The sequence below is a fragment of the Pseudomonas sp. TH06 genome (assembly GCF_016651305.1).
Taxonomy (GTDB): domain Bacteria; phylum Pseudomonadota; class Gammaproteobacteria; order Pseudomonadales; family Pseudomonadaceae; genus Aquipseudomonas.
On record NZ_JAEKEC010000003.1, the window covers coordinates 39242 to 63049 of the forward strand.

The 23808-nt window shown below is 59.5% G+C and carries 29 protein-coding genes; 17 read left to right on the forward strand and 12 right to left on the reverse strand.

All coding sequences use genetic code 11. The features are described 5' to 3' along the window. Nucleotides 1–62 precede the first annotated feature (62 nt). The 4 genes from JFT86_RS24955 to JFT86_RS24970 all read left to right on the forward strand — a co-directional run bounded on the left by JFT86_RS24955 (nt 63) and on the right by JFT86_RS24970 (nt 3287). Nucleotides 63–1049 carry an aliphatic sulfonate ABC transporter substrate-binding protein gene (locus JFT86_RS24955; RefSeq protein ID WP_201238868.1) on the forward strand — a complete coding sequence of 329 codons (987 nt, stop codon included), beginning with the start codon at nt 63–65 and terminating at the stop codon, nt 1047–1049. Between the two features lie 61 nt (nt 1050–1110). After that, a complete protein-coding gene (locus tag JFT86_RS24960) occupies nt 1111–1953 on the forward strand; it encodes an ABC transporter permease (RefSeq protein ID WP_201238869.1) in 843 nt (280 codons plus the stop codon). Nucleotides 1954–2000: 47 nt separating this feature from the next. Next, nucleotides 2001–2681 carry an SOS response-associated peptidase family protein gene (locus JFT86_RS24965; RefSeq protein ID WP_201238870.1) on the forward strand — a complete coding sequence of 227 codons (681 nt, stop codon included), beginning with the start codon at nt 2001–2003 and terminating at the stop codon, nt 2679–2681. Between the two features lie 333 nt (nt 2682–3014). Further along, nucleotides 3015–3287 (forward strand): hypothetical protein, encoded by a 273-nt coding sequence (locus tag JFT86_RS24970; RefSeq protein WP_201238871.1) that lies wholly within the window; start codon nt 3015–3017, stop codon nt 3285–3287. Nucleotides 3288–3331: 44 nt separating this feature from the next. Here the strand turns inward: JFT86_RS24970 and JFT86_RS24975 are convergent, their stop codons facing one another. The 3 genes from JFT86_RS24975 to JFT86_RS24985 all read right to left on the reverse strand — a co-directional run bounded on the left by JFT86_RS24975 (nt 3332) and on the right by JFT86_RS24985 (nt 4554). Continuing rightward, nucleotides 3332–3481 (reverse strand): hypothetical protein, encoded by a 150-nt coding sequence (locus tag JFT86_RS24975; RefSeq protein ID WP_201233720.1) that lies wholly within the window; start codon nt 3479–3481, stop codon nt 3332–3334. Between the two features lie 63 nt (nt 3482–3544). Beyond that, nucleotides 3545–3859, reverse strand: coding sequence for an AzlD domain-containing protein (locus JFT86_RS24980; protein ID WP_201238872.1), 315 nt, complete (start codon nt 3857–3859; stop codon nt 3545–3547). Beyond that, the gene (locus tag JFT86_RS24985; RefSeq protein ID WP_201238873.1) at nt 3856–4554 is read right to left on the reverse strand and encodes an AzlC family ABC transporter permease; all 699 of its coding nucleotides are present in this window, start codon (nt 4552–4554) and stop codon (nt 3856–3858) included. Before JFT86_RS24985 ends, JFT86_RS24980 begins: the two co-directional genes overlap by 4 nt. 133 nt (nt 4555–4687) lie before the next feature. On the opposite strand from JFT86_RS24985, the gene JFT86_RS24990 reads away from it, so the two are divergent. After that, nucleotides 4688–5074, forward strand: a complete 387-nt coding sequence (locus tag JFT86_RS24990; RefSeq protein ID WP_201238874.1) for a DUF2784 domain-containing protein — start codon at nt 4688–4690, stop codon at nt 5072–5074. Here the strand turns inward: JFT86_RS24990 and JFT86_RS24995 are convergent. Beyond that, entirely contained in the window at nt 5071–5598 is a 528-nt protein-coding gene (locus JFT86_RS24995) for a DUF3087 domain-containing protein (RefSeq protein ID WP_201238875.1), read from the reverse strand. The two genes, JFT86_RS24990 and JFT86_RS24995, sit on opposite strands and share 4 nt — an antisense overlap. A gap of 224 nt (nt 5599–5822) precedes the next feature. Here JFT86_RS24995 and ppnN point away from each other — a divergent pair, with 224 nt between their 5' ends. Continuing rightward, on the forward strand, nt 5823–7196 hold the full coding sequence (ppnN, locus tag JFT86_RS25000) for a nucleotide 5'-monophosphate nucleosidase PpnN (protein ID WP_103303432.1): 1374 nt from the start codon (nt 5823–5825) through the stop codon (nt 7194–7196). Nucleotides 7197–7394: 198 nt separating this feature from the next. On the opposite strand, the gene JFT86_RS25005 is transcribed toward ppnN, so the two are convergent. From JFT86_RS25005 to JFT86_RS25015, 3 genes are all read right to left on the reverse strand, one after another. Next, nucleotides 7395–8834 carry an FAD/NAD(P)-binding protein gene (locus JFT86_RS25005; RefSeq protein ID WP_201238876.1) on the reverse strand — a complete coding sequence of 480 codons (1440 nt, stop codon included), beginning with the start codon at nt 8832–8834 and terminating at the stop codon, nt 7395–7397. Nucleotides 8835–9012: 178 nt separating this feature from the next. Then, nucleotides 9013–9345 (reverse strand): hypothetical protein, encoded by a 333-nt coding sequence (locus JFT86_RS25010; RefSeq protein WP_201233726.1) that lies wholly within the window; start codon nt 9343–9345, stop codon nt 9013–9015. A gap of 125 nt (nt 9346–9470) precedes the next feature. Then, entirely contained in the window at nt 9471–10034 is a 564-nt protein-coding gene (locus JFT86_RS25015; protein WP_201238877.1) for an XRE family transcriptional regulator, read from the reverse strand. Nucleotides 10035–10119: 85 nt separating this feature from the next. On the opposite strand from JFT86_RS25015, the gene JFT86_RS25020 reads away from it, so the two are divergent. The 7 genes from JFT86_RS25020 to JFT86_RS25050 all read left to right on the forward strand — a co-directional run bounded on the left by JFT86_RS25020 (nt 10120) and on the right by JFT86_RS25050 (nt 17353). Next, nucleotides 10120–11055, forward strand: coding sequence for a DMT family transporter (locus JFT86_RS25020; protein WP_201238878.1), 936 nt, complete (start codon nt 10120–10122; stop codon nt 11053–11055). A 240-nt stretch (nt 11056–11295) separates the two neighbouring features. Then, nucleotides 11296–14214 (forward strand): monovalent cation/H+ antiporter subunit A, encoded by a 2919-nt coding sequence (locus tag JFT86_RS25025; RefSeq protein WP_201238879.1) that lies wholly within the window; start codon nt 11296–11298, stop codon nt 14212–14214. Next, a complete protein-coding gene (locus JFT86_RS25030; protein WP_008085854.1) occupies nt 14214–14558 on the forward strand; it encodes a Na+/H+ antiporter subunit C in 345 nt (114 codons plus the stop codon). Before JFT86_RS25025 ends, JFT86_RS25030 begins: the two co-directional genes overlap by 1 nt. Then, nucleotides 14555–16234: a monovalent cation/H+ antiporter subunit D gene (locus JFT86_RS25035; protein ID WP_201238880.1), complete on the forward strand. Its 1680-nt coding sequence runs from the start codon at nt 14555–14557 to the stop codon at nt 16232–16234. Before JFT86_RS25030 ends, JFT86_RS25035 begins: the two co-directional genes overlap by 4 nt. Beyond that, on the forward strand, nt 16231–16719 hold the full coding sequence (locus JFT86_RS25040; protein WP_201238881.1) for a Na+/H+ antiporter subunit E: 489 nt from the start codon (nt 16231–16233) through the stop codon (nt 16717–16719). Before JFT86_RS25035 ends, JFT86_RS25040 begins: the two co-directional genes overlap by 4 nt. Beyond that, nucleotides 16716–16994 carry a K+/H+ antiporter subunit F gene (locus tag JFT86_RS25045; protein WP_007910754.1) on the forward strand — a complete coding sequence of 93 codons (279 nt, stop codon included), beginning with the start codon at nt 16716–16718 and terminating at the stop codon, nt 16992–16994. The genes JFT86_RS25040 and JFT86_RS25045 overlap by 4 nt, the downstream gene beginning before the upstream one ends. Next, entirely contained in the window at nt 16991–17353 is a 363-nt protein-coding gene (locus tag JFT86_RS25050) for a Na+/H+ antiporter subunit G (protein WP_085711416.1), read from the forward strand. The genes JFT86_RS25045 and JFT86_RS25050 overlap by 4 nt, the downstream gene beginning before the upstream one ends. A gap of 93 nt (nt 17354–17446) precedes the next feature. On the opposite strand, the gene JFT86_RS25055 is transcribed toward JFT86_RS25050, so the two are convergent. After that, entirely contained in the window at nt 17447–17887 is a 441-nt protein-coding gene (locus JFT86_RS25055) for a DUF3995 domain-containing protein (RefSeq protein WP_201238882.1), read from the reverse strand. Nucleotides 17888–17980: 93 nt separating this feature from the next. Between JFT86_RS25055 and JFT86_RS25060 the strand changes: the two genes are divergently transcribed. Next, the gene (locus JFT86_RS25060; protein ID WP_201238883.1) at nt 17981–18367 is read left to right on the forward strand and encodes a DUF2946 domain-containing protein; all 387 of its coding nucleotides are present in this window, start codon (nt 17981–17983) and stop codon (nt 18365–18367) included. Between the two features lie 92 nt (nt 18368–18459). After that, nucleotides 18460–20592, forward strand: coding sequence for a TonB-dependent receptor (locus JFT86_RS25065; RefSeq protein ID WP_201238884.1), 2133 nt, complete (start codon nt 18460–18462; stop codon nt 20590–20592). A 158-nt stretch (nt 20593–20750) separates the two neighbouring features. Here JFT86_RS25065 and JFT86_RS25070 read toward each other — a convergent pair whose 3' ends face one another. The 3 genes from JFT86_RS25070 to JFT86_RS25080 all read right to left on the reverse strand — a co-directional run bounded on the left by JFT86_RS25070 (nt 20751) and on the right by JFT86_RS25080 (nt 22571). Further along, on the reverse strand, nt 20751–21767 hold the full coding sequence (locus JFT86_RS25070) for an ABC transporter substrate-binding protein (RefSeq protein WP_201238885.1): 1017 nt from the start codon (nt 21765–21767) through the stop codon (nt 20751–20753). A gap of 127 nt (nt 21768–21894) precedes the next feature. Next, nucleotides 21895–22092 (reverse strand): hypothetical protein, encoded by a 198-nt coding sequence (locus tag JFT86_RS25075; RefSeq protein ID WP_201238886.1) that lies wholly within the window; start codon nt 22090–22092, stop codon nt 21895–21897. An 8-nt stretch (nt 22093–22100) separates the two neighbouring features. Next, nucleotides 22101–22571, reverse strand: coding sequence for a hypothetical protein (locus JFT86_RS25080; protein ID WP_347340325.1), 471 nt, complete (start codon nt 22569–22571; stop codon nt 22101–22103). 401 nt (nt 22572–22972) lie between these two features. Here JFT86_RS25080 and JFT86_RS25085 point away from each other — a divergent pair, with 401 nt between their 5' ends. Next, on the forward strand, nt 22973–23248 hold the full coding sequence (locus JFT86_RS25085) for a hypothetical protein (protein WP_201238888.1): 276 nt from the start codon (nt 22973–22975) through the stop codon (nt 23246–23248). Nucleotides 23249–23296: 48 nt separating this feature from the next. Continuing rightward, complete coding sequence (locus tag JFT86_RS25090; RefSeq protein WP_201238889.1) at nt 23297–23530, forward strand: DUF2789 family protein; 234 nt, start codon at nt 23297–23299, stop codon at nt 23528–23530. Nucleotides 23531–23536: 6 nt separating this feature from the next. On the opposite strand, the gene JFT86_RS25095 is transcribed toward JFT86_RS25090, so the two are convergent. Next, complete coding sequence (locus tag JFT86_RS25095; RefSeq protein ID WP_201238890.1) at nt 23537–23740, reverse strand: hypothetical protein; 204 nt, start codon at nt 23738–23740, stop codon at nt 23537–23539. Nucleotides 23741–23808: the final 68 nt, after the last annotated feature.

A 23808-nucleotide genomic window follows, 5' to 3' on the forward strand; every position in this document is an offset into this window, starting at 1 on the left:
GAAGCATTCGACAAAAATATCTTTTTGGAAATAAGAAACCTGTGCCTTTGCCGGAGCGTTCCATGAAACTGTCATTGCCGTTTTCCCGTCTCAAAACACTGCTCGCCGCCAGCGCAATGGTATTGAGCCTGCAACCGATGGCTCATGCCGCCGAAACCGCTCCGGCGGAAGTCCACCTGGACTACGCCTATTACTCCCCGGTCAGCCTGGTGCTTAAACATTTCGGTTTCCTCGAAAAAGCCCTGCCGCAGACCAAAGTCAGTTGGGTGTTGAGCCAGGGCAGCAACCGTTCACTGGAGTACCTCAATAGCGGCGGCGTCGATTTCGCCTCCAGCGCCAGCCTCGCCGCCGTACTGAGCCGCGCCAACGGCAGCCCGATCAAATCGGTCTACGTGTACAGCCGCGCTGAATGGACCGCACTGGTCGTGCGCAAAGACGCGCCGTACCAGAGCATCGCCGACCTCAAGGGCAAGAAGATCGCTGCGACCAAAGGCACCGACCCGTATCTGTTTACCCTGCGCAGCCTGCAACAGGCCGGGCTGAAAAAGGACGATGTGGAATTGGTCCACCTGCAACACCCCGACGGCCGCACCGCACTGGAAAAAGGCGATGTCGACGCTTGGGCCGGCCTCGATCCGCACATGGCCGCCAGTCAGGTACAGGCCGGTTCGCGCTTGTTGTATCGCAACCCGGCGTTCAACAGTTACGGCGTGGTCAGCGTTACCGAGCAGTACGCCAAAGAACATCCGCAAACCATCGACACGGTAATCAAAGCCTACGAACAAGCTCGCGAATGGGCGCTGAAAAATCCTGATGAGTTCGCCGCGCTGTTGGCCAAGGAATCGGGACTGCCGCTGGACGTGGCCAAATTGCAGCTGTCGCGCACAGACTTGAGCAGTCCGCAACTGACCGCCAGTGATGTCGTCGCCTCGAAAGCCGCCGCGCCGATCCTGGTTTCCGAAGAACTGGTGCGCCGTGGCGTCAATGTCGATCAAGTCATCGACCAACTGCTCGACAGCGGTGTGCAGCAAGCCGTCGCCCGCCAGTAATCGAACAGCCTCACGACGAATCCGCGCACGTCGCGGATTCGTCGTGAGCGGAGCCAACGCCATGACCAGTCACAGCAAAGACCTGCCCGCGCCACTCACAACGCCGCGTCGGCAACCACCCATTTTTAACCCGACATGGCAGCGCCGATTCAAAGGCCTCGCCCTGCCGGCGCTGATCATCATCGCGCTGGAAATCATCGTGCGTATCGGCTGGTTGCCGTCCTATCAAATGCCGGCGCCGAGCGAGATCGCCCTGACCCTCACTGATCTTGCCGAAGGCGCGCTGTGGAAACACATCGGTGCCAGTCTGATTCGCGTGCTGCTGGGCTTTGCCATCGGTGCCAGTCTGGCGCTGGTGTTCGCCGCATGGGTGGGATTGAGCCGTGAAGCCGAGGCGTATCTGGAGCCGACCTTCGCCGCGCTGCGCTCGATTCCGAGCCTGGCGTGGGTGCCGCTGTTGCTGCTGTGGCTGGGCATCGACGAGACCTCGAAAATCGTTTTGATCGCCATCGGCGCGTTCTTTCCGGTGTACGTCAACGTGGTCGCGGCGATTCGCAACATCGACCGCAAACTGGTCGAGGTCGGCCATATCTACGGCTTCAGCCGCCTGCAACTGGTGCGGCGGATTCTCCTGCCCGCCGCCCTGCCCGGGCTGTTCACGGGACTGCGCAGCGGCATGAGCCTGGCATGGATGTTTCTCGTCGCCGCCGAACTGATCGCCGCGACCAAAGGCCTCGGCTACCTGCTCAGTGACGGCCGGGAAACATCGCGCCCGGACATCGTACTGGCCGCGATTATCGTGCTCGCCCTGCTCGGCAAACTCAGCGACGGCTTGCTCGCCGCGCTGGAACGTCGCTGGCTGAGATGGCGCGACACGTTCACCGGTCAGGCCGCCAGGGAGTGAGTCGCCGGGCCGACTAAGCTGACATCGTCCACCAGGAGATTCAGCCGATGTGCGGAAGACTCTCGCAGTACCATGGCATTCACGACTTTGTCGCGGTGCTGAGCATTCCCGATGCGCTGATCAATCACGTCGGCGATGCACCGCTGGCGCGTTATAACGCCGCGCCGACCACCACACTGGCGGTTCTCCACCAGCACGAGCAACGTATCTATGCCGACAATTTGCGCTGGGGCTGGCGCCCGCACTGGGCCAAGGATCGCGCTGCGCCAATCAATGCCCGGGTAGAGAAAGTTGCCCACGGGCCATTCTTCCGGGCGATCTGGCGTCAGCGCTTGATCGTCCCCATCGACAACTGGTTCGAGTGGGTTGATACACAGGATAAAAGCCGACAACCGTGGCTGATCCGTCGGGCGGATCATGGGCCGGTTTTCTGCGCCGCCATCGGGCAATTTCCCACACCCGGCACAGACCCTCGCGACGACGATGGTTTCGTGATCATCACCGCCGACAGTGCGGGCGGCATGCTCGACATTCATGATCGTCGCCCCGTGGTGCTGTGTGCAGAGTTGGCGCGCGAATGGCTCGATCCTGCAACACCCGTGGAGCGCGCCGAGCAAATGCTGCTGTTCGAGGGTGAGGCCGCAGAGACGTTCGAGTGGCACAAGGTCGACAAAGCCGTGGGCAATGCGCGCAACCAAGGCGCCGGCCTCATTGCCGAAGTCGTCTAAAAATCTCCCCACACCGCACGTTCTTTATGTAGGACCTGCCGCAGGCTGCGATCTTTTGACTTTGGGCTCGAAGATCAAAAGATCGCAGCCTGCGGCAGCGCCTACAGGGTGATGCGTGATCTTTACAGGGGGTGTTTCAGCCTTGAGACAAGGCCAATGAAACAATCGTTTGAGCGAACTAACCGCCTGTCTGACATTTCAACCGTCATACATACATTTAGTTGCACTACGGATAGCATGCGCGCCGCATTTCCAATTGGCATACCAGTTGACCAAAGAGTCAACAAAACCAGGAATCCCCTACAATTTTACCAAGCCTTGCAGAGAACTAAGTTGCGCGACGATTTTGCAATCAAACAGGCCAACGGCCTGGAGTGTATTTATCTGTCCATGACAGAACGCTTTCAACTCGACTGTTTTATCGGCCACTACATCAAGACTCGAAACCTGCGTTCAGTGCCTGACATCGAACGTATCCTGCGCACCACCCTCGAAGGGTATCCCGGCCATCCGCCGGTGATGGTCAACGAGCTCAATGCCTGGATCGACAAAACGTTGGGTTATCGGGCGGCACACCCCGACTTCACGCAGTTGGAAGATATCTGAAACGCAAAAAGCCCCGCTCATGCGGGGCTTTTTGTTTCCGTCGTTCAGGGCTTCAAAGGACGTTCCTGATCCCGATCCGACAGCTCTCTGCTGTCGTCGTGTTTCCAGGTTTGCTCTTCTCTTTTCTTTTGCTTTTCGATCTCCGCTTCTGTTGGCTCATCCTTTTCATCCGGACGCGTTTTCTCGGTTGCCATGCTCACCTCGCTTGCAGAAGGAGTTCACATCGATAAAGCGTAGATCAGTTTTCATCAGACAACTTACAACCACCAACGCAGCAAAAAGAAAAAACCCATGCTCAATAACATGCTCAGTAGCGTACTGCGCGTATAGATCACCAGTCCGATCGCCACCAGCGAACTAAGCAAATACGGGTTATCCCACTGCAGATTCAGCTGTTTCTCCGGCATGAATACAATCGGCCCACAGATTGCCGTCAACATGCCCGGCACCGCGAAACCGAGAAACTGCCGTGCGTTACTGCTCAGACGCACCGGCAAACGCGGCTCAAGAAACACATAGCGGTTGAGGAACACCAGCAACCCCATCCCGACAATCACCGCCCAAACCATCATGTGCGCCCCCGATACAGCTTGTTGCAGATAAACCCTGCGGTCATCCCGGCCAGTCCCGACAGGACGAGCGCCGAGCCCCATTGCCAATAACTGAACAACACCGAACAGAACAGCGACACCGCCACGCAGACCACGGTCGGCACGTTGCGCACCACCGGTGTGATCAGGGCAATGAAGGTCGCGGCAATCGAAAAGTCCAGGCCCAGGTGCTCAAGGCCTGGAATGCTGCTGCCCAGGACAATTCCGGCGAAGGTAAACAGGTTCCACGCGATGTAGAACGTCAGGCCGACACCCAAGGCATACCAGCGATTGAACTGCTGCCGGTCATGCTGGCTGGTCAGGGCGAACAATTCGTCGGTGAGCAAAAAGCCCAGGCCGATTCGCCAACGCCCCGGCAGCGGAGAAATCACCGAGCGCATGCTCATGCCGTACAACAGATGTTGCGAGGTCAGCAGCAGCGTGGTCAGCAGAATCGAGAAGATCCCGGCACCGCCCTTGAGCATGCCGATTGCCACCAACTGGGCGGCGCCGGCGAACACAATGCTCGACAAGCCCTGCCCTTGCAGTGGCGTGAGGTTGGCTTCAATCGCCATGGAGCCGGCGAGCAGCCCCCACGGCGCGGTCGCCAGAGACAGCGGCATGATCGCCGCAGCGCCGCGAAGAAACGCACTGCGCGGCATAAGTGAGTCAGACATAACGCTTTTCAACCCAGGAAAACGGTCGACGACTGTGCCAGCAAAAACACCGCCCGGTCTTGAACAATCTTGCGCAATTGCCCAGGCCCTGCGCGTAACATAGCGCCATTCACAATTGCGTCAGGGAGACGACATGCTGTACCGAATCGCAGCCGACGGGCTGGTGCTGTTTCATTTGCTGTTCATTCTGTTCGTGCTGTTCGGCGGGCTGCTGGTCCTCAAGTGGCCACGGTTGATGTGGCTGCAGCTGCCGGCCGCCGCGTGGGGCTTTGCGGTCGAGGTGTTGCACCTGATCTGTCCGCTGACCTACTGGGAAAACCTGATGCGCCACGCCGCCGGGCAAACCGAATACGCCGGCGGCTTCATCGAGCATTACATCTGGCCGATCATTTACCCGGCGGGGCTGACCCCGGGGATTCAAATGGTGCTGGGCAGCGTGGTTCTGGCAGTCAACCTGCTGGTGTACGGGCGCCTGATTCGTTCGTGGAAACAGCGCCGCGCCAGCCGCATCGCGCTTTAACGCGACGCGGGTTTCAAGGCTTGCAGCCACGCCGGATCAAGGCGTGGCTGATCGATGTCGAGCCCCAGCGCCTGCATCCGCTCTTTATGGGCTTCGACTTCCCGGTGCAGTTGCGCATGATCGCTGGAGTTACCGTCCAGTTCATGCATTTGCGTCAGCCCCAGGTGATAGAAACGCAACACCTTCATTGCCGTCGGATCATTCTTCTCGACCGCTGCCGTCACCTGGTGCATCACATTGGTGACGCTCATCAGGCTGCGTTTGAGCCGCCAGCTATACACCGCCGGCGCCATCCACGTCTGGTTCCAGAAGCGCCCGCGCAACAGCGCCGCAGTCAACAGGAACGCGACAAACACGCCGCCGACATTGAAGCGCAGGTTATCGCCCCCGGGTTCGCCGAACAGCGCGACTGCCGCCGTGGAAAACAACATCGCCAGCACCAGAAACAGCACCGCGATGATCACTGTGCTGCGCCGGGTCTGCTGGCGAAAAGTGGCGGCGTCCATCGGCTGAATCTCGAACATCAGTTATGACTTCCTTGAGCGACAAAAAGAGCAACGGAAAAAACTCGCCCGCGCATTATCGCCTCTGCGAAGGATTTAGCTATGCTGGGGCTCCTTTTCATCTTTTCAGCGTCCAACGGGGACATGGCGGTACAGCGCAGATCGTGCCATCTTCATTCATGGATACACACTATTCGGATGCCATTCGCCTGGTTTTGGGATGACATCGTTTTAAGGATCATTGCATGACCCAACGACACGTAATCAATGCCTCGGTCAGCCCGAAAGGCAGCCTGGAAACCCTTTCTCAACGTGAAGTTCAGCAACTGAGCGAAGCCGGATCCGGCAGCACCTATACCCTCTTCCGCCAGTGCGCCCTGGCCATCCTCAATACCGGCGCGCATGTCGACAACGCCAAGACCATCCTTGAAGCCTACAAAGATTTCGAAATCCGCATTCACCAACAGGATCGCGGTGTACGCCTGGAGCTGCTGAACGCTCCGGCCGATGCTTTCGTCGACGGCGAAATGATCGCCAGCACCCGCGAAATGCTTTTCAGCGCCCTGCGCGACATCGTCTACACCGAGAACGAACTCGACAGCCAACGCATCGACCTGAGCACCTCGCAAGGCATCAGCGACTACGTTTTCCATCTGCTGCGCAACGCACGCACCTTGCGCCCGGGCGTCGAGCCGAAAATCGTCGTGTGCTGGGGCGGTCATTCGATCAACACCGAAGAATACAAATACACCAAGAAAGTCGGTCACGAACTGGGCCTGCGCAGCCTCGACATCTGCACCGGCTGCGGTCCCGGTGTGATGAAGGGCCCGATGAAGGGCGCGACCATCGCTCACGCCAAACAACGCATTCACGGCGGCCGCTACCTCGGCCTGACCGAGCCGGGCATCATCGCCGCCGAAGCGCCGAACCCGATCGTCAACGAACTGGTGATCCTGCCGGACATCGAAAAACGTCTGGAAGCGTTCGTGCGGGTTGGCCACGGCATCATCATCTTCCCGGGCGGCGCCGGTACCGCTGAAGAATTCCTCTACTTGCTGGGCATCCTGATGCATCCGGACAACGAGGGCTTGCCGTTCCCGGTGATCCTGACCGGGCCGAAACATGCCGCGCCGTATCTGGAGCAGCTCGACGCGTTCGTCATCGCGACTCTCGGTGAAGCCGCCAAACAGCACTACGAAATCATCATCGACGACCCGGCCGAAGTGGCGCGTCAGATGACTCAGGGCCTGAAAGCGGTGAAGCAGTTCCGCCGCGAACGCAACGACGCGTTCCACTTCAACTGGTTGCTGAAGATCGACGAAGGCTTCCAGCGTCCGTTCGATCCGACCCACGAAAACATGGCCAACCTCAAGTTGCACCGCGACCAGCCACCGCACGAACTGGCGGCCAACCTGCGTCGGGCGTTCTCGGGGATCGTTGCGGGTAACGTCAAGGACAAGGGCATCCGCCTGATCGAGGAGCACGGGCCGTACCAGATCCGCGGTGACGCGGCGATCATGCAACCGCTGGACGCACTGCTCAAAGCCTTCGTCGCCCAACACCGGATGAAACTGCCGGGCGGCGCGGCGTATGTGCCGTGCTATCGAGTGGTGGCGTAACTCTTTCACTTACCACGCTACAAATGTAGGAGCGAGCCTGCTCGCGATAGCGGTAGATCAGTCACCTTTTATATCGACTGAACCACCGCTATCGCGAGCAGGCTCACTCCTACAGGTTCTGTGGTGTAGCACAAATGGTGTTTACAACCAGAGTCCTGTGGGAGCGAGCCTGCTCGCGAAGAGGCCCGAAAGAGCACCTCAATTTTCCGACGTCCCCACCAACCGCGCCGCCAGTGCCTTGGCCTGCAACGCCACATCCGTCACCGCCGTACTCTCCCACCACATCCCGCGCAGCGGCGGCCCCATGGCGAATAACCGATTTGCGACCTGCCCGTTTTCGTTCAGCACCGCACCGTCAATCGCAGCCGCAATCCCCAACGCCAACGGCCCCGGCCGCACCAATCCACGGGCCAGCAACTGCTGAGGCAATGGCCTGGCAACACGCCGCCAGTCGTATTCGATCCCGCTGGAATTGATCAATGCCGCTCCCTGCATCAAGCAAGTTTCGGTTTCACCCCGGCGACGAATGCGGATACTCACCCCGCCCTCCACGCGCGGCTCAACCCCTTTAAAAGAAGCCGCGTGAATCCGCAGCCGTCCCTCTGCAGATAAACGCTCGACCAACTGCGCACTCAGCGGCGGCGAACGATGATGATGGCTTTCCCACCACGGCCGCACATGACGTACGAATTGTCGACGCTGCACGTCAGTTGCCTGACTCCACAATCGGCCGATGTGCATCCGAACCGTGTCCAGCGGCGCCTGCCAATCGATGCCTTGGGCGATGGCGTCACGGCAATGCCGGCGCAGTTCGCGCAACAACTTTCGCGGCGAGCGAATGTTGTGATTTTCAGCGAGGAAATCCACCCAGGCTGGCGGTTGCCGCCGCACATGGGGCAGCAAACCGTGACGGGAGAACACTTCAATAGGCCCGCGATGCCCGGCCTGTTCCAGCGACACCACGGCATCGACCATGGTCAGGCCGGAACCGATGATCAGCACGGTCGATAGCGGATCGAGCTGGCGCATGGCCGCGACATCCCATGGATCGAGTGCGGCGGCATTCAGGCCGCTGGACTCTTTCTGTGGCGTACGCGCAGCGGGGAACATGCCTGTAGCGAGTACCGCGTAGGCGCCCCGCAATGCCTCGCCATCGCTCAAAGTGATCTGCACCGAATCAGCTTCAGTTTGCAGGTCGACGACTTCTGCGCAGATATGTTCGACGGTCGAACCGTATTGCTCGCCGACCTTTCGTGCTTCAGCCAAACGCTGCTGCACATAGACACCAAACAGTCCACGCGGTGGGAACAACTCACTGATCGGCACATTCTGCTCGGCAGACTCCGGCCAGCCTCCGGCGGCAATATGTTCGGTCAGCCATTGCGTCAGATCATCCGGGTTATCCGGATCAACGCTCATGCGTGCGGCATTGCCGTTGAGCGTGTGGCCCAATTCGACAGCGCTGTAGGCTTCGCCTCGGCCAAGTTCGGCGCGCGGTTCAATAATCAGAATCGTGCGCTGAACGGGCAGACGCAACAATTGCGTCGCGAGCATCGTGCCACTGAGGCCACCACCGATGATCAGGATGTCTGCAAAACGGGAAGAAACAAATGACTCCGTGTGGATCTGCTCACGCATAGCTGTTTACTAAGAGAGTTTATTCCGGGTAACAGTATGCTTAATCGCTGCTCTTATCAGCTCGTCTTTTTTAATGCCTGGGAGGGATCCCCACCAAATAAAGCAGTCGACGAGAACCGGAGGTTAGCGAAATAAATCCCGTCTGATCGCACAGACGGGCTGCTCCACCTCAACTCACCTATTTTTCAACGGCGGGAACAATCTTGTAAAAAGCCTTCTCCGAGGGAGAATCATTCCCGCCCCCACCGACATAAACGACGTAGTAAAACGGGATATTCCTGTTGTCTGAATATTTCTCTAAAACTTTTTTCGGGATCTTAAGTTCGCCCCCAGCCTCCGGATCCAGTTCTATCGAACCCACTGACTCCGCGGATTCTCCGATGAATACATCAGCCTCGTCACCATCCGTAGGGTTTGGCACCGGATGAATAACAGCTGTGGCGAATTCACCTAGGTTCTGAAGGCTAATAACGCCATCCACGGCTTCTTTAATACTGAGTGGCTTGAGCATTTGATCATTCCTTTTTAAATGTCCAATGGAGTTTGTTGCGATGCCATTGGAACCACACAGACTCCCTTCGTCTACTGTCAGAAATTACAGGTACCACTACTTTTCCGATCAGCGGCAGTCTAGAACTAGATCACCACATTTCGTACAAATCGCGCCGCCACGTCGCCATCATTGCGATAGGCATGCGGCTGGTTGCTGGCAAACATGAAAAACTCACCGGTGCCGATGTGCTGCGGCTGATCGCCGAGCATTAACGTCAAGCAACCTTCGAACACATAGATCTGCTCGCTCCAGCCGTCGGCATCCGGCTGGGAGGGATAGACCTCGCCCGGTTGCAGGCACCATTCCCACTGCTCGACTTCGCGGGTGGCGGTGGCTTTGGACAACAACACTGCTTTGCTGCCGGGGATCTTCCCGGCCCATGCCACTTCATTGATACGGCTCGGATCGCGGGCATCGGGCGCCTGGATCAAATCGCTGAAAGCAACGTCGAGGGCTTCGGCAACGCGGTCGAGGGTGGTCAGGCTGACGTTCTTTTCGCCAGCCTCGATCGCCACCAGCATGCGTCGACTGACTCCGGACTTTTCCGCCAGCGCGGTCTGGCTCATGTCGGCGGCATGACGCAGCCGCCGGACATTCAGGCTGACGTGTTGCAGAACGGAGGCTCGTTGGTGGGAATCTTTGTGCACTATATTGCTCACTCGCTGAGGTTGGGCAGTATACTGCGCAACGTTGGGCGCATTGTGCGTCCTGTCTTTTAAAGTGCGCAAGGTCATGACGTCCGTGAACAGCCCCCAAACACCGCTTCGCTTCAACCGCTTCAGCAAGGCCGAGTGCGTGCTGGTGCTGATCACCATGGTCTGGGGCGGCACTTTTTTGCTGGTTCAACACGCGATGACCGTCAGCGGCCCGATGTTCTTCGTCGGCCTGCGCTTTGCCGCTGCTGCGTGCATCGTTGCGCTGTTCTCGTGGCGTCATCTGCGTGAACTGACCTTGTTCGAACTCAAGGCCGGTGCCTTTATCGGCGTGGCAATCATGCTCGGTTACGGCTTGCAGACGGTCGGGTTGCAAACTATTCCGAGCAGTCAGTCGGCATTCATCACCGCGTTGTATGTGCCGTTCGTGCCATTGCTGCAATGGCTGGTGCTCGGGCGGCGTCCAGGATTGATGCCGAGCATCGGCATCATGCTGGCGTTTAGCGGGTTGATGTTGCTGTCCGGGCCGTCCGGGGCTTCGCTGAACTTCAGTCCCGGGGAGATTGCCACGCTGATCAGCGCCATCGCGATTGCTGCCGAGATCATTCTGATCAGCACCTACGCCGGCCAGGTCGATGTGCGCCGGGTGACCGTGGTGCAGCTGGCAACGACCTCGGTGTTGTCATTTCTGCTGGTGGTGCCAACGGGTGAGGTGCTTCCGGACTTCTCCTTGACCCTGCTGGTGACGGCTTTGGGCCTGGGCGCGGCGAGTGCGGCGATTCAGGTGGCGATGAACTGGGCGCAGAAGAGCGTTTCGCCGACCCGGGCCACGTTGATCTATGCCGGTGAGCCGGTGTGGGCCGGGATTGTCGGGCGGATCGCCGGGGAACGACTGCCGGCGATTGCGTTGGTGGGGGCCGGGTTGATTGTGGCGGCGGTGATTGTCAGTGAGCTGAAGACCAAGGGCAAATCTGAAGTCTCCGAGACAGAATTGGAGCAAGAGACTCAAGGTTGAGAGTTTCAGCGTCTGATCAATTGCTATCGCGAGCAGCCTCATTCCTACAATTGAAATGCGTTCCCCCTGTAGGAGTGAGCCTGCTCGCGATAGGGCCACCACAGGCAACATCCCTCCACCTGAAACAATGCCAAACAGTTAATTCCAGACTACTTTGTAGGATTCTGAGACATCCTGGCGTTTGGTGATCGGGGAGCTGGCACGTATGATGCTTCACAAACTTCCGCAGATTAGAAGCCTATGTCCCTGATAGTTCTACTGCTTCTGCCATTCATTGGCAGCTGTCTGGCAGCGGTGCTGCCACACAACGCGCGTAATACCGAATCCCTGCTGGCAGGTCTGGTCGCTCTGATCGGCACCGTCCAGGTCGCGCTGTTGTACCCGCAAATTGCCCACGGCGGCGTGATCCGCGAAGAGTTCATGTGGCTGCCCAGTCTCGGTCTGAACTTCGTTCTGCGCATGGACGGCTTTGCCTGGCTGTTCTCGATGCTGGTGCTGGGTATCGGCACCCTCGTCTCTTTATATGCCCGCTATTACATGTCGCCGGACGACCCGGTGCCGCGTTTTTTCGCGTTTTTCCTGGCGTTCATGGGCGCCATGCTCGGCCTGGTGATCTCCGGCAACCTGATCCAGATCGTGTTCTTCTGGGAGTTGACCAGCCTCTTCTCGTTCCTGCTGATCGGCTACTGGCACCACCGCGCCGACGCACGCCGTGGCGCCTATATGGCGCTGATGGTCACGGGTGCGGGGGGATTGTGCCTGCTGGCGGGGGTCATGATCCTCGGCCATGTCGTCGGCAGCTATGACCTGGACAAGGTCCTGGCCGCCGGCGATCAGATTCGCGCACATACCCTCTACCCTATTCTGCTACCCCTCATCCTCATCGGCGCCCTCAGCAAAAGCGCCCAGTTCCCCTTCCATTTCTGGCTACCGCACGCAATGGCGGCGCCCACCCCGGTTTCCGCTTATCTGCACTCGGCAACCATGGTCAAGGCCGGGGTGTTCCTGCTCGCGCGCCTGTGGCCGTCACTGTCCGGCAGTGAAGAATGGTTCTACATCGTCAGCGGCGCAGGCGCGTGTACGCTGCTGCTCGGCGCCTATTGCGCAATGTTCCAGAACGACCTCAAGGGTCTACTCGCCTACTCGACCATCAGCCACCTCGGCCTGATCACTTTGCTGCTGGGTCTGAACAGTCCGCTGGCGGCAGTCGCGGCGGTGTTCCACATCCTCAACCACGCGACGTTCAAGGCCTCGCTGTTCATGGCCGCCGGCATCATCGACCACGAAAGCGGCACGCGGGATATCCGCAAGCTCAGCGGTCTGATCAAACTGATCCCGTTCACCGCGACGCTGGCGATGGTTGCCAGCGCTTCGATGGCCGGCGTGCCGTTGCTCAACGGTTTCCTCTCGAAAGAAATGTTCTTCGCCGAAACCGTGTTCATTAACGCCACGGCGTGGGTTGAAGCCGCACTGCCGATTGTCGCGACCATCGCTGGCACCTTCAGCGTCGCCTACTCGTTGCGCTTCACTGTCGACGTGTTCTTCGGCCCCACCGCCACCGACCTGCCGCACACCCCGCACGAACCGCCGCGCTGGATGCGGGCGCCGGTCGAATTGCTGGTGTTCACCTGTCTCGTCGTGGGGATCTTCCCGGCCCAAGTGGTCGGCCCGCTACTGGCGGCTGCCGCGCTGCCTGTGGTCGGCGGAACGTTGCCGGAGTACAGCCTGGCGATCTGGCACGGCCTGAACGCGCCGATGATCATGAGCCTGATCGCCATGTCCGGTGGCATCGTGGTTTATCTGTTGCTGCGTAATCAGCTCAAGCGTGGCCGCTTCAAATATCCGCCACTGGTAGGCCGCTTCAACGGCAAGCGCCTGTTCGAGCGCAGTCTGGTGGTGATGATGCGCATGGCCCGTCGTGTAGAACGCCGACTCGGCACCCGACGCCTGCAAATGCAACTGTTCCTGATGGTGTTCGCGGCGGTACTCGCCGGCCTGATCCCGATGCTGCACAGCAGCCTGAGCTGGGGCGACCGGCCGAAGATTCCGGGTTCCATCGTCTTCGTGACCCTGTGGCTGCTGGCGATTGCCTGCGCCCTTGGCGCCGCGTGGCAGGCCAAGTATCACCGTCTCGCCGCCCTGACCATGGTCAGCGTCTGCGGCTTGATGACCTGCGTGACGTTCGTCTGGTTCTCTGCCCCAGATCTGGCGCTGACGCAACTGGCGGTCGAAGTGGTCACCACCGTGCTGATCCTGCTGGGCCTGCGCTGGCTGCCGCGACGCATCGAAGAAGTCTCGCCACTGCCGAGCAGCCTGCGCAAGGCGCGTATTCGCCGTCTGCGCGACTTGCTGCTGTCGATCGCCGTGGGCGGCGGAATGGCGCTGCTGTCTTACGCCATGCTCACCCGGCAGACACCGAACGACATCTCTTCGTTCTACCTCAGTCGCGCCATGCCCGAGGGCGGTGGCAGCAACGTGGTCAACGTGATGCTGGTGGACTTCCGTGGCTTCGACACCCTCGGTGAAATCACCGTGCTGGTTGCGGTAGCGCTGACCGTGTTCGCCCTGCTGCGCCGCTTCCGCCCACCGAAAGAAAGCCTGCAACTGCCGGCCCAGCAACGCTTGCTGGCACCGGACGTGGTCACCGATCTGGTCAACCCGCGTTCGGCCAGCGACACCGCGCTCGGCTTCATGATGGTGCCGGCGGTACTGGTGCGCCTGCTGCTGCCGATTGCGCTGGTGGTGTCGTTCTATCTGTTCATGCGCGGGCACAATCAGCCGGGCGGCGGTTTTGTCGCGGGGCTGGTGATGTCGGTGGCGTTCATCCTGCAATACATGGTCGCCGGCACGCAGTGGGTCGAGGCGCAAATGAGCCTGCGGCCGTTGCGCTGGATGGGCACCGGTTTGCTGTTCGCCACTGCCACCGGGCTCGGCGCGATGGTGGTCGGGTATCCGTTCCTCACCACGCATACCTGGCATTTCACCCTGCCGCTGCTGGGTGACATCCATATCGCCAGTGCGCTGTTCTTTGATATCGGCGTGTACGCCGTGGTGGTCGGTTCGACGCTACTGATCCTCACCGCCCTCGCCCACCAATCGGTGCGTGGTCACAAGACTGCGTCGCTGCCCAAGTCCGTCGCCAGCAAAGGAGCCGTCTGATGGAAGAAGTCATCGCAATCGCCATCGGCGTCCTCGCCGCTTCCGGCGTCTGGCTGATCCTGCGACCACGAACCTTTCAAGTGGTCATGGGCCTGTGCCTGCTGTCGTACGCGGTCAACCTGTTCATTTTCAGCATGGGCAGCCTGTTCATCGGCAAGGAGCCGGTGATCAAGGACGGTGTGACGCAAGACTTGCTGCACTACACCGACCCGCTGCCACAGGCGCTGGTACTCACCGCGATCGTTATCAGTTTTGCCATGACTGCACTGTTCCTCGTCGTTCTGCTTGCTTCGCGCGGCCTGACCGGCACTGACCACGTTGACGGCCGGGAGCCTAAAGAATGATGGCGATGACTCACCTGATCGCCGCACCGATTTTGCTGCCGCTGCTGACCGCCGCGATCATGCTGATGCTCGGCGAGCGACACCGGCCGCTGAAGGCGAAAATCAACCTGTTCTCCAGCCTCGTCGGCCTGTTCATTTCGGTGTTGCTGCTGCAATGGACGCAGACCACCGGCGTGCCGGGTTCGATCGGCGTGTACCTGCCGGGCAACTGGCAGGCGCCGTTCGGCATTGTGCTGGTGGTCGATCGCCTGTCCGCGTTGATGCTGGTGCTGACCGGGATCATCGGCGTCAGCGCCCTGCTCTTCGCCATGGCGCGCTGGGACGGTGCCGGTTCGAGCTTCCACGCGCTGTTCCAGATTCAGTTGATGGGTCTGTATGGCGCGTTCCTGACGGCGGATCTGTTCAACCTGTTCGTGTTCTTCGAAGTGCTGCTCGCCGCTTCTTATGGCCTGTTGCTGCACGGCTCGGGGCGCGCGCGCGTGTCCTCGGGCCTGCATTACATCTCGATCAACCTACTCGCCTCGTCGCTGTTTCTGATCGGCGCGGCGCTGATCTACGGCGTCACCGGCACGCTGAACATGGCCGACCTGGCACTGAAGATTCCGCTGGTACCGGAAGCCGACCGTGGCTTGTTGCATGCCGGCGCGGGGATTCTCGCCGTAGCGTTCCTGGCCAAGGCCGGCATGTGGCCGCTGAACTTCTGGCTGGTGCCGGCCTACTCTTCGGCCAGTGCACCGGTGGCGGCGATGTTCGCGATCATGACCAAGGTCGGCGTCTATACCCTGCTGCGTCTGTGGACGCTGCTGTTTTCCGGGCAAGCCGGGGCGTCGGCATTCTTCGGCGGTGACTGGCTGATTTACGGCGGCATGGCGACCATGGCCTGCGCGGCGCTGGCGATTCTTGCCGCACAACGCCTGGAGCGCATGGCCAGTCTGAGCATTCTGGTCTCGGCGGGGATCCTGCTGTCGGCCGTCGGTTTCGCTCAGCCGAACCTGATCGGCGCGGCGCTGTTTTATCTGGTCAGCTCAACCCTGGCCTTGAGCGCGCTGTTCCTGCTGGCCGAGTTGATCGAGCGTTCGCGTTCGGCCAACGAAATCCCGCTGGAAGACGAAAGCGAACTGCTGCCGCGCCCGCAGGAATCCTTGCAACCGCCCAAAGGCATCAACCTCGACGACGAACAGAAAGCCGTGGTCGGCCAGGTCATCCCGTGGACCATGGCGTTTCTCGGCCTGAGCTTCATTGCCTGCGCCCTGCTGATCATCGGCATGCCGCCGCTGTCCGGGTTCATCGGCAAACTCAGCCTGATCGGCGCACTGCTCAATCCGCTGGGACTGGGTACCGGCGCAACGATTTCCAATGCCGCGTGGGCCTTGCTGGCGCTGTTGATCCTGTCAGGGCTGGCATCGTTGATGGCGTTCTCGCGCCTCGGCATCCAACGCTTCTGGACACCGGAAGAACGCCCTTCGCCGCTCCTGCGCAAACTCGAATGCGCGCCGATTTTCCTGCTGCTGGGCTTGAGCATCGCTCTGACTTTCAAGGCTGAACCGCTGCTGCGCTACACCCAGGCCACGGCCGATGCCCTGAACAATCCGCAGCAATACGTCATGGCGGTGCTCGGCACCCGCGCGGTGCCCAGTCCGGAAGCCAAGGCCGCGATGCTGGAGGTACAGCCATGAAGCGCGTGTTTCCGGCTCCGTTACTCTCTCTGGCACTGTGTGCGTTGTGGTTGACCCTGAACCTGTCGATCAGCCCGGGCAACCTGCTGCTCGGCGCAATACTGGGCTTTGCTGCACCTTTGATGATGCGCAAATTGCGTCCGAAACAAGTGCGCATTCGCCGTCCGGGGACGATTCTGCGTTTGTTCCTCCTGGTCGGCCGCGATGTCGTGGTATCGAACCTGATCGTCGCCTGGGGCGTGCTCAACGCCGGTCGCCGCCCACCTCGTTCGTGTTTCGTGAAAGTACCGCTGGACCTGCGCGATGCTCATGGCCTGGCCACATTGTCGATGATCTGCACGGTGGTGCCCGGCACAGTGTGGTCGGAGCTGGCGCTGGATCGCAGCATTCTGTTGCTGCACGTCTGGGATCTGGATGACGAAGTGCAATTCATCGAGCACTTCAAGAGCACTTACGAGCGGCCGCTGATGGAGATTTTCGAATGAGCCCATTACTGTCCAACGCGATTCTGCTGACGCTGTTCCTGTTCTCGCTGGCCATGGTGCTGACGCTGGTACGCCTGTTCAAAGGGCCGTCAGCGCAGGATCGGGTACTCGCGCTGGACTATCTGTACATCGTGGCGATGCTGATGATGCTGACCCTGGGTATTCGTTACTCCAGTGACACTTACTTCGAAGCGGCGCTGCTGATTGCGCTGTTCGGCTTCGTCGGCTCGTTTGCCCTGGCGAAATTCCTGCTGCGTGGCGAGGTGATTGAATGAACGCGGAACTGTCTCTGTGGGTTGAGATTCCGGTGGCGATTCTGCTGGTCCTCAGCGGCGTGTTTGCGCTGATCGGCGCGACCGGTCTGTTGCGGATGAAGGATTATTTCCAACGCATGCATCCGCCGGCACTGGCTTCGACACTGGGCGCGTGGTGCGTGGCGCTGGCTTCGATCATCTGCTTTTCGGCGCTGAAGTCCGGGCCGGTGCTGCACGCGTGGCTGATTCCGATCCTGCTGGCGATCACCGTGCCGGTGACCACATTGCTGCTGGCCCGGGCGGCGTTGTTCCGCAAACGCATGGCCGGGGATGATGTGCCGGCGGAAGTCAGCAGCCGCCGCACTGAAAGCGGTAGCTGACCCATTAAAAGATCGCAGCCTTCGGCAGCTCCTACATTGGAATGCAACCCCCTGTAGGAGCTGCCGAAGGCTGCGATCTTTAGATCCTGCTTTTCAAACCCAGGCCACTGCCAACAGTCCCGCCCCCAACGCTGCACACAATGGCGAATACACCCAGGTATCCAGCCGCGCAAACCGTGACCCCTTCACGTCCTTGAAAAAACCCACCAGATGCGAATCACCAATCGCCCGGGCAAACATCAATAACGCAATCGCACTGATCACCCATTGCAACGCCTTGTGATGCACCGCCGGCACGCCCCAGCCGACCCGCAGACACACCAGCGCGGCAATCGCCAATAATGCCGCCGCCACCAGCAACGTGATCAAGCCCGAAGGCTTGAACGCCGGCCGCAGCGTCGGCACCAGGCCTGCCACTGGAACTTGCGGCACTGCCGCCACCGCCGCCCATTGTCCGCCCAGCGCCCAATACACATGCACCAGGGCGATCACCGCAAAAACAGTCACCAGCCATTGAGCCAGCACTAAGGTCATGGTTGAAATCCTTGAAAGGGATTTGAACAAATCATCCTAGTCGCAATTTTTTCAAGTGCACGACCGATCAGCGGTACGGTAAAGTGCCGCCCCATGAAATTCTCCCGTACCGATCGTTCACTGCTGGCCTGGATGCTTTATTGCTGCGTCCTGTTCAACGTGTTCGCCTGCAGCATCGGTCACGGACAAATGGTCGGGATGCAGCTCAACGGCATCGGCGGTCAGTTTTGTACGGTTGATCCGGCGACTCAAGCGCCGCTCACCAGCAATCCAACTGAAGAAAAACTACCGACGCTGTCCAAAGCGTTTGGCTGCCCATTGTGCTCGACTGGCGGTATGGGTCCAGCATTCAACTCCAGCCTGACCCTGGCGATCCTGCCAGAGCAACACAGCCCGCCACTAGCGCCCATCGTCAGTGCCGACCTCCCTGCCCGCTTTACCTGGCCCTCCGCCAACCCTCGCGCCCCACCGCTCGCCTGAGTGTCTTTACCTTTTTGATTTTTCAGCTCACTGCGCCAACGCGCGGCGTTTGCCTGTGCGCTGATTCCTAGACAAGCATTCAGGATTCAACGATGAAACAACTCACTCTGCTGGCGAGCCTGTGCGGCTGCCTGTCCGTTAACGTCTGGGCGCAATCCACCGTGGATCTGGCGCCCATCACCATCGATGGCGAATCCGGCACGGAGCCGGGCCTGAGCCTCGACCAATCCAGCGGCATGGCCTCGCGCCTCGGCCTGAGTGTGCGCGACACGCCCGCCTCGGTCGCCATCGCCAACCGCAACGACATCGAACGCCACGGCGCGCAGAACTTCCAGGACGCCGCCAACACCCTGCCCGGGGTCAACGCCAGCGCACCGCCAGGGTTCGGCGGTTTCGTCTCCTATCGCGGTTTCACCAGCAGCCAGATCACCCAGATGTTCAACGGCATCAACGTGTCCGGCGGCCTCGCACGGCCGGTGGACGCGTGGATATACGATCGGGTCGAACTGGTCGGCGGCCCGTCGTCATTGATCAACGGCGCAGGCTCGGTGGGTGGCTCGTTGAACTACGTGACCAAACTGGCAACCCGCGATGAGCAAGCTGTTGAAGGTCGCGTCAGCTACGGCACCTACGACACCACTGAAACCGCTTTCGGCCTCAATCATGTACTGACCGACCCGAGCAGCGATGTGCAGCACTACGCGCGACTGGACGTCAGTCACAACACCAGCAACGGCTACATCGACCGCCAGGAACGCGATGCCTGGAGCGTGGCGTTTTCGCTGCTCAGCGACCTCACGCCGAACCTGTCGCACACCCTGGCCCTGGAATATCAGGATGAACACGAAGACAGCCCGTACTGGGGCACCCCGGTGCTCAACCCCAAGGCCGGCGAGTTGAAGATCGATAAACACAATCGCTTCAACAACTACAACGTCGAGGATGGGCGCTACGAACAGCGAACGATCTGGGTACGCTCGATCATCGACTACCGGATCAACGACAGCACCACCCTGCGCAACACGCTGTATCACCTCGACAGTCAGCGCGATTATCGCAACCTCGAAACCTATCAGTACAACGCCGACAACTCCGCGGTGAACCGTTCGACGGCGTATCAGGTGCGGCATCAGGGCGAACAGAACGGCAACCAGTTCGAGTTGCGTCACGACAATACGCTGCTCGGTCTGGATACCACGTGGTCAGGTGGTTTCGAGTACAAGGTCAACCAGACCACCAACTCGCCGCTCAACGTCAAAGGCGCGAGCACGGTGGACCCGAACAACTATCAGCCCGGGCATTTTTACGACATTCCCGGGACCAATCCGAAGTTGATCAGCGACAAAACCAACGAGGTCACCACCAAAGCGCTGTTTGTGGAAAACCGCTTGGCGCTGACCGACAAACTGTCGCTGCTCACCGGCCTGCGTTATGACGATATCGACCTCGATGTGACCAACCACCGCACCGTCACTGCTGCCAATCCCAAGCACCTCAAACGCAGTTGGGAACCGCTGACCGGTCGTGCCGGTTTGACCTATCAGTTCATCCCGTCGGCCAATGTCTACGTGCAATACAGCACTGCGGCCGAGCAACCGAGCGGCACACAAGACTTCGACGTCTCGACCGGCAAGCAATGGGAAATCGGCAGCAAGTTCGACTATCTGAACGGACGCGGCTCGGCGACGCTGGCTGCCTACACCATCGAACGAAAGGATTTCGCCGTTACCGATCCGCTGGACCCGACCAGCAGCATTCCGGTGGGCCAGCAGACATCAAAAGGCATCGAAATCGCCAGCTCGCTGCGGATCACCGACAAACTGCTGGCCGAGGGCAACTTCGCCTGGGTCGACGCGCAGTACGATGACTTCACGGAAAAGAATGCCGCTGGCGTGGTGGTGTCGCGCAAAGGCAACACGCCAACCAATGTGCCGGATCGGGTCGGCAATCTGTGGCTGACTTATGATTTTTCGCCGCAGTGGCAAGGCGGGGTCGATGCGCGTTACGTGGCCTCGGTCTACGCCGACACGGCCAACACCATGACCGTGCCGTCGTACACGCTGTTTGGCAGCTTCCTCAGCTACAAGGTTGATTCGCACACCACCATCACCGGCCGCGTGCGCAATTTGACCAATGAGGTGTATGCCGAATTTGCGCACGTGTCGCCGGCGTATTACCTGGGCACGCCGCGCACCTTCGAGCTGGCGGTACAAACCCGGTTCTGAATAGACGCTTGACCTGTGGCGAGGGAGCTTGCTCCCGCTCGGCTGCGCAGCAGTCGCAATGTCGGCTAATCCGGTTTTACCGGATAACCGTATTAGCCGGTCTTGGGGCTGCTTCGCAACCCAGCGGGAGCAAGCTCCCTCGCCACAGAAAGCCCTCATCACTGCAGGCTCGCGCTCACCTTGTCCGCCACATCCTTCGGCAGCCACGCCTGCCACACATCCGGATGCGCCTTCATGAAGGCCACTGCCGCGTCTCGAGGAGCCGTGTGTTTCTCGCTCATCTCCGCCAGTGCTTTATTCAATGGCTGGATGGGGAAATCCACCTTGCTGAAAAACGCTGCTATTTCCGGATACTGCTTCTGAAACGGCGTAGACACGCCAATCGACAGCTTTGACGCCAGCGAGCGAGTCGGTTTCGGATTGGGGTTATCGGCGTCGGTCAGGGTCTTCCAGGCCTCGGCATCAAACGGCGGTTCTTCCAGCTGCACCAGTTTGAACTTGCCCAGCAGCGGCGTCGGCGACCAGTAATAAAACAGCACCGGTTTACCGCGACGGATCGAAGAACTGATCTCGGCGTCCAGCGCCGCGCCGGAGCCACTGCGGAAATTGGTGAAATCGTCCTGCAAGCCGTAAGCCGTCAGTTTCTGTTTGTTGACCACTTCCGACGTCCAGCCAATCGGACTGTTGAGGAAACGCCCCTTGCTCGGGGTTTCCGGGTCCTTGAACACGTCCTTGTATTTTTTCAGGTCAGTGACACTGCGCAGGTCCGGCGCCAGGGGTTTGATGCCTTTGGCCGGGTCGCCCTTGATCACGTATTCCGGCACCCACCAGCCTTCGGTGGCGCCCTTGACCGTATCGCCCAGGCTGGCGACTTTGCCTTCGGCCTCGGCCTTGACCCACACCGGACTGCGCCCCGCCCACTCCTCGCCGATGACCTGGATGTCATTGTTGGCCAGCGCGGTCTCGAGGGTGATGGTGGTGCCGGGCAAGGTATCAGTGGGCAATCCGTAGCCCTTTTCGACAATGATCCGCAGGACATCGGTGATCAGGCTGCCGCTTTCCCAGTTCAGGTCGGCAAAATGGATGGGGGCCTCTGCCGCCATGACCGATTGCGCCGAACCCAGCAAAGCGAATGTGGCCACGCTGGCGGCCAGTAACCGTCGAAATCCGTTCATGCATTGCACCTCGTGCTGTTCACAGCAATGGCAGGATGGCCTGAGAGAAGACCGCAAGCCTCTGAATACTCAGTCAACTGACTGTAGACGAGGTTCCTGCTTTTTCAGGGCCAGGGCCCGGACGAGGTTACGAATCAGACTTTTCCTGCAAGCTTTGCAGCTCACGTCTGACCATGCTGGCGTATTCCGCTGGACGCAGTGCGTAGATCTGCGATGCCACCCAACGCAGCCACATGCCTTGCAACTCGGCCTTCGCCGCGAACAACCGCCGAGCCTCCTCGCGCGCGCTGTCGAGGTTCTGCGAATGGAAATCGGCGCGGCTCAAACCACCGATCACTCGCTGGCCTTGAAAGTCACCAGCTCGCCCTTGCGCCACTTCGCGGCTTTGGCGGTGACCGCTTTCAAAGTCTTGGTCAGGCCTTCCTTCAATTGCTGATGGGCGGCAAACACGGTCACCACGCTGTGACCTTCCTTGAACAGGATCGCGTGGCCATCAGCGGTCTCGACGAAGGCGTAATCGCCAAGTCCATAGACCGTCAGTTTGATTTCGCGAAAACGGATGTCCAGCTTGCCGCCTTCGCGGCTGGGCAAGACCGAGGCGCTGAAATGATCGCCGACCTTGAGCTTGAGCCCCGGTTTGTCATCCACCACCAAGGCACTTTCGGTGTCGATTTCAGCGACATAAATGCCTTCGGCGTTTTGCTCGGTGATGTAAACAAAACGCGATTGGAACAGCTTGACCAGCTTTGCACGCAAATCACCCAACACGAACAAAGCATGCATATCGAGATTACTGACTGCCAAAGAAACATCCCCAGATCTGAAAAAACCGCACACGGAAAACGCGCACGGCAAAAAAACGGCCAGGCCGATGGAACTGCCAAATATCCAAATAAAATCCCGAACGGAGCCGCGAATTCGTTCAACGCGAAGTTTGCAAGACTACGGGATTGTCACCCGCGAAACGCCTCCCAATGTCGCCAAAGTTCGAAGGAAAAATCCTTACCGGCTGCCAGAGAAGACTGACTACGAACTTTAGGGAAAATTCGCACGAAAAAAAGCACTTTTCCGACATATCGCTCGCGAAAAATTGCTTTAGATAAGCCCTGTCGTCAACAGGTACTGGCGATTCTAGAGCAGCGATGCTCATCACGACTACCCGAAACGGCCTGTAAATTTCGGCCAACTGATGAAAAGGACTTCACATGTGCACTCTGACTCACTTCGCCATGCCCGCTGACGCCCGACTCAAATCGCCTCTGATCTTGCATGTGACCGATATGAACGATCTGGCAAACCCCAAGGAAATCGGTCAGGCCCCGCGCTTTCAAGTCGTGCCGGCGGGTAACGCCTTCTTCCACATAAAGGAAAAATCGACCGGCCGCGTAAGAGGTTTCCGCGAAGATCACAACGCGGCTTGCGCGCTTGCTCGCTCCCTCGAAACGCAAATCGAACTCCTGGCCGGCGGTTGCCTCAGATAAAGAATGATTGACCGCGCCATACCGGCGCAAATCAGAAAGGAGTACATGATGGATCTGGAATACAACTTGAAAACCCTGTTCGATCAACTGGGACTGCCTTCGGAAGGCACTGCAATCGACGACTTCATCCAAACTCATCAACTGGATGCCAACACCAAACTGATCGACGCTGAATTCTGGTCCCCGCAACAAGCAGGCTTCCTGAAAGATCAGTTACGTGAAGACGCCGACTGGGCTCTGGTCGTGGACGAACTGAACGTTCGCCTGCACGACGGCAAGTAACCCTGATCAGTGCAGGCTGTCCCCAGGCTCGGCCCGCAACTGCGCGAGCCACGCAGCCCTGCACTCCTCGGCCTCATCGCGACTGGCAAACGCGGTGCCGCGCCGCTCACCATTGAGCAACACCACCCAGCAAACGCTTTGCCCCAATGCGCGCAAACCGGCGGGTACGCCACTGCCGATCATCACGGCGACATCAACTCTGCATTGCATGCAGACCTCCCAAATCATTAGCCACCTAACTAAGTTGGCATATTAATGATTTCTTCGGGGAGGAAACA

Bases quoted from the DNA above. Each gene is read 5' to 3' on its own strand.
- JFT86_RS25030 (WP_008085854.1), top strand. From the start codon at position 14,214: ATGGAAGAAGTCATCGCAATCGCCATCGGCGTCCTCGCCGCTTCCGGC.
- ppnN (WP_103303432.1), top strand. From the start codon at position 5,823: ATGACCCAACGACACGTAATCAATGCCTCGGTCAGCCCGAAAGGCAGC.
- JFT86_RS25095 (WP_201238890.1), bottom strand. From the start codon at position 23,740: ATGCAATGCAGAGTTGATGTCGCCGTGATGATCGGCAGTGGCGTACCC.
- JFT86_RS24975 (WP_201233720.1), bottom strand. From the start codon at position 3,481: ATGGCAACCGAGAAAACGCGTCCGGATGAAAAGGATGAGCCAACAGAA.
- JFT86_RS25040 (WP_201238881.1), top strand. From the start codon at position 16,231: ATGAAGCGCGTGTTTCCGGCTCCGTTACTCTCTCTGGCACTGTGTGCG.
- JFT86_RS25035 (WP_201238880.1), top strand. From the start codon at position 14,555: ATGATGGCGATGACTCACCTGATCGCCGCACCGATTTTGCTGCCGCTG.
- JFT86_RS24990 (WP_201238874.1), top strand. From the start codon at position 4,688: ATGCTGTACCGAATCGCAGCCGACGGGCTGGTGCTGTTTCATTTGCTG.
- JFT86_RS24955 (WP_201238868.1), top strand. From the start codon at position 63: ATGAAACTGTCATTGCCGTTTTCCCGTCTCAAAACACTGCTCGCCGCC.
- JFT86_RS25005 (WP_201238876.1), bottom strand. From the start codon at position 8,834: ATGCGTGAGCAGATCCACACGGAGTCATTTGTTTCTTCCCGTTTTGCA.
- JFT86_RS24985 (WP_201238873.1), bottom strand. From the start codon at position 4,554: ATGTCTGACTCACTTATGCCGCGCAGTGCGTTTCTTCGCGGCGCTGCG.
- JFT86_RS25065 (WP_201238884.1), top strand. From the start codon at position 18,460: ATGAAACAACTCACTCTGCTGGCGAGCCTGTGCGGCTGCCTGTCCGTT.
- JFT86_RS25045 (WP_007910754.1), top strand. From the start codon at position 16,716: ATGAGCCCATTACTGTCCAACGCGATTCTGCTGACGCTGTTCCTGTTC.
- JFT86_RS24965 (WP_201238870.1), top strand. From the start codon at position 2,001: ATGTGCGGAAGACTCTCGCAGTACCATGGCATTCACGACTTTGTCGCG.
- JFT86_RS24980 (WP_201238872.1), bottom strand. From the start codon at position 3,859: ATGATGGTTTGGGCGGTGATTGTCGGGATGGGGTTGCTGGTGTTCCTC.
- JFT86_RS25055 (WP_201238882.1), bottom strand. From the start codon at position 17,887: ATGACCTTAGTGCTGGCTCAATGGCTGGTGACTGTTTTTGCGGTGATC.
- JFT86_RS25050 (WP_085711416.1), top strand. From the start codon at position 16,991: ATGAACGCGGAACTGTCTCTGTGGGTTGAGATTCCGGTGGCGATTCTG.
- JFT86_RS25060 (WP_201238883.1), top strand. From the start codon at position 17,981: ATGAAATTCTCCCGTACCGATCGTTCACTGCTGGCCTGGATGCTTTAT.
- JFT86_RS25010 (WP_201233726.1), bottom strand. From the start codon at position 9,345: ATGCTCAAGCCACTCAGTATTAAAGAAGCCGTGGATGGCGTTATTAGC.
- JFT86_RS25020 (WP_201238878.1), top strand. From the start codon at position 10,120: ATGACGTCCGTGAACAGCCCCCAAACACCGCTTCGCTTCAACCGCTTC.
- JFT86_RS24995 (WP_201238875.1), bottom strand. From the start codon at position 5,598: ATGTTCGAGATTCAGCCGATGGACGCCGCCACTTTTCGCCAGCAGACC.
- JFT86_RS25025 (WP_201238879.1), top strand. From the start codon at position 11,296: ATGTCCCTGATAGTTCTACTGCTTCTGCCATTCATTGGCAGCTGTCTG.
- JFT86_RS24960 (WP_201238869.1), top strand. From the start codon at position 1,111: ATGACCAGTCACAGCAAAGACCTGCCCGCGCCACTCACAACGCCGCGT.
- JFT86_RS25070 (WP_201238885.1), bottom strand. From the start codon at position 21,767: ATGAACGGATTTCGACGGTTACTGGCCGCCAGCGTGGCCACATTCGCT.
- JFT86_RS25085 (WP_201238888.1), top strand. From the start codon at position 22,973: ATGTGCACTCTGACTCACTTCGCCATGCCCGCTGACGCCCGACTCAAA.
- JFT86_RS25090 (WP_201238889.1), top strand. From the start codon at position 23,297: ATGGATCTGGAATACAACTTGAAAACCCTGTTCGATCAACTGGGACTG.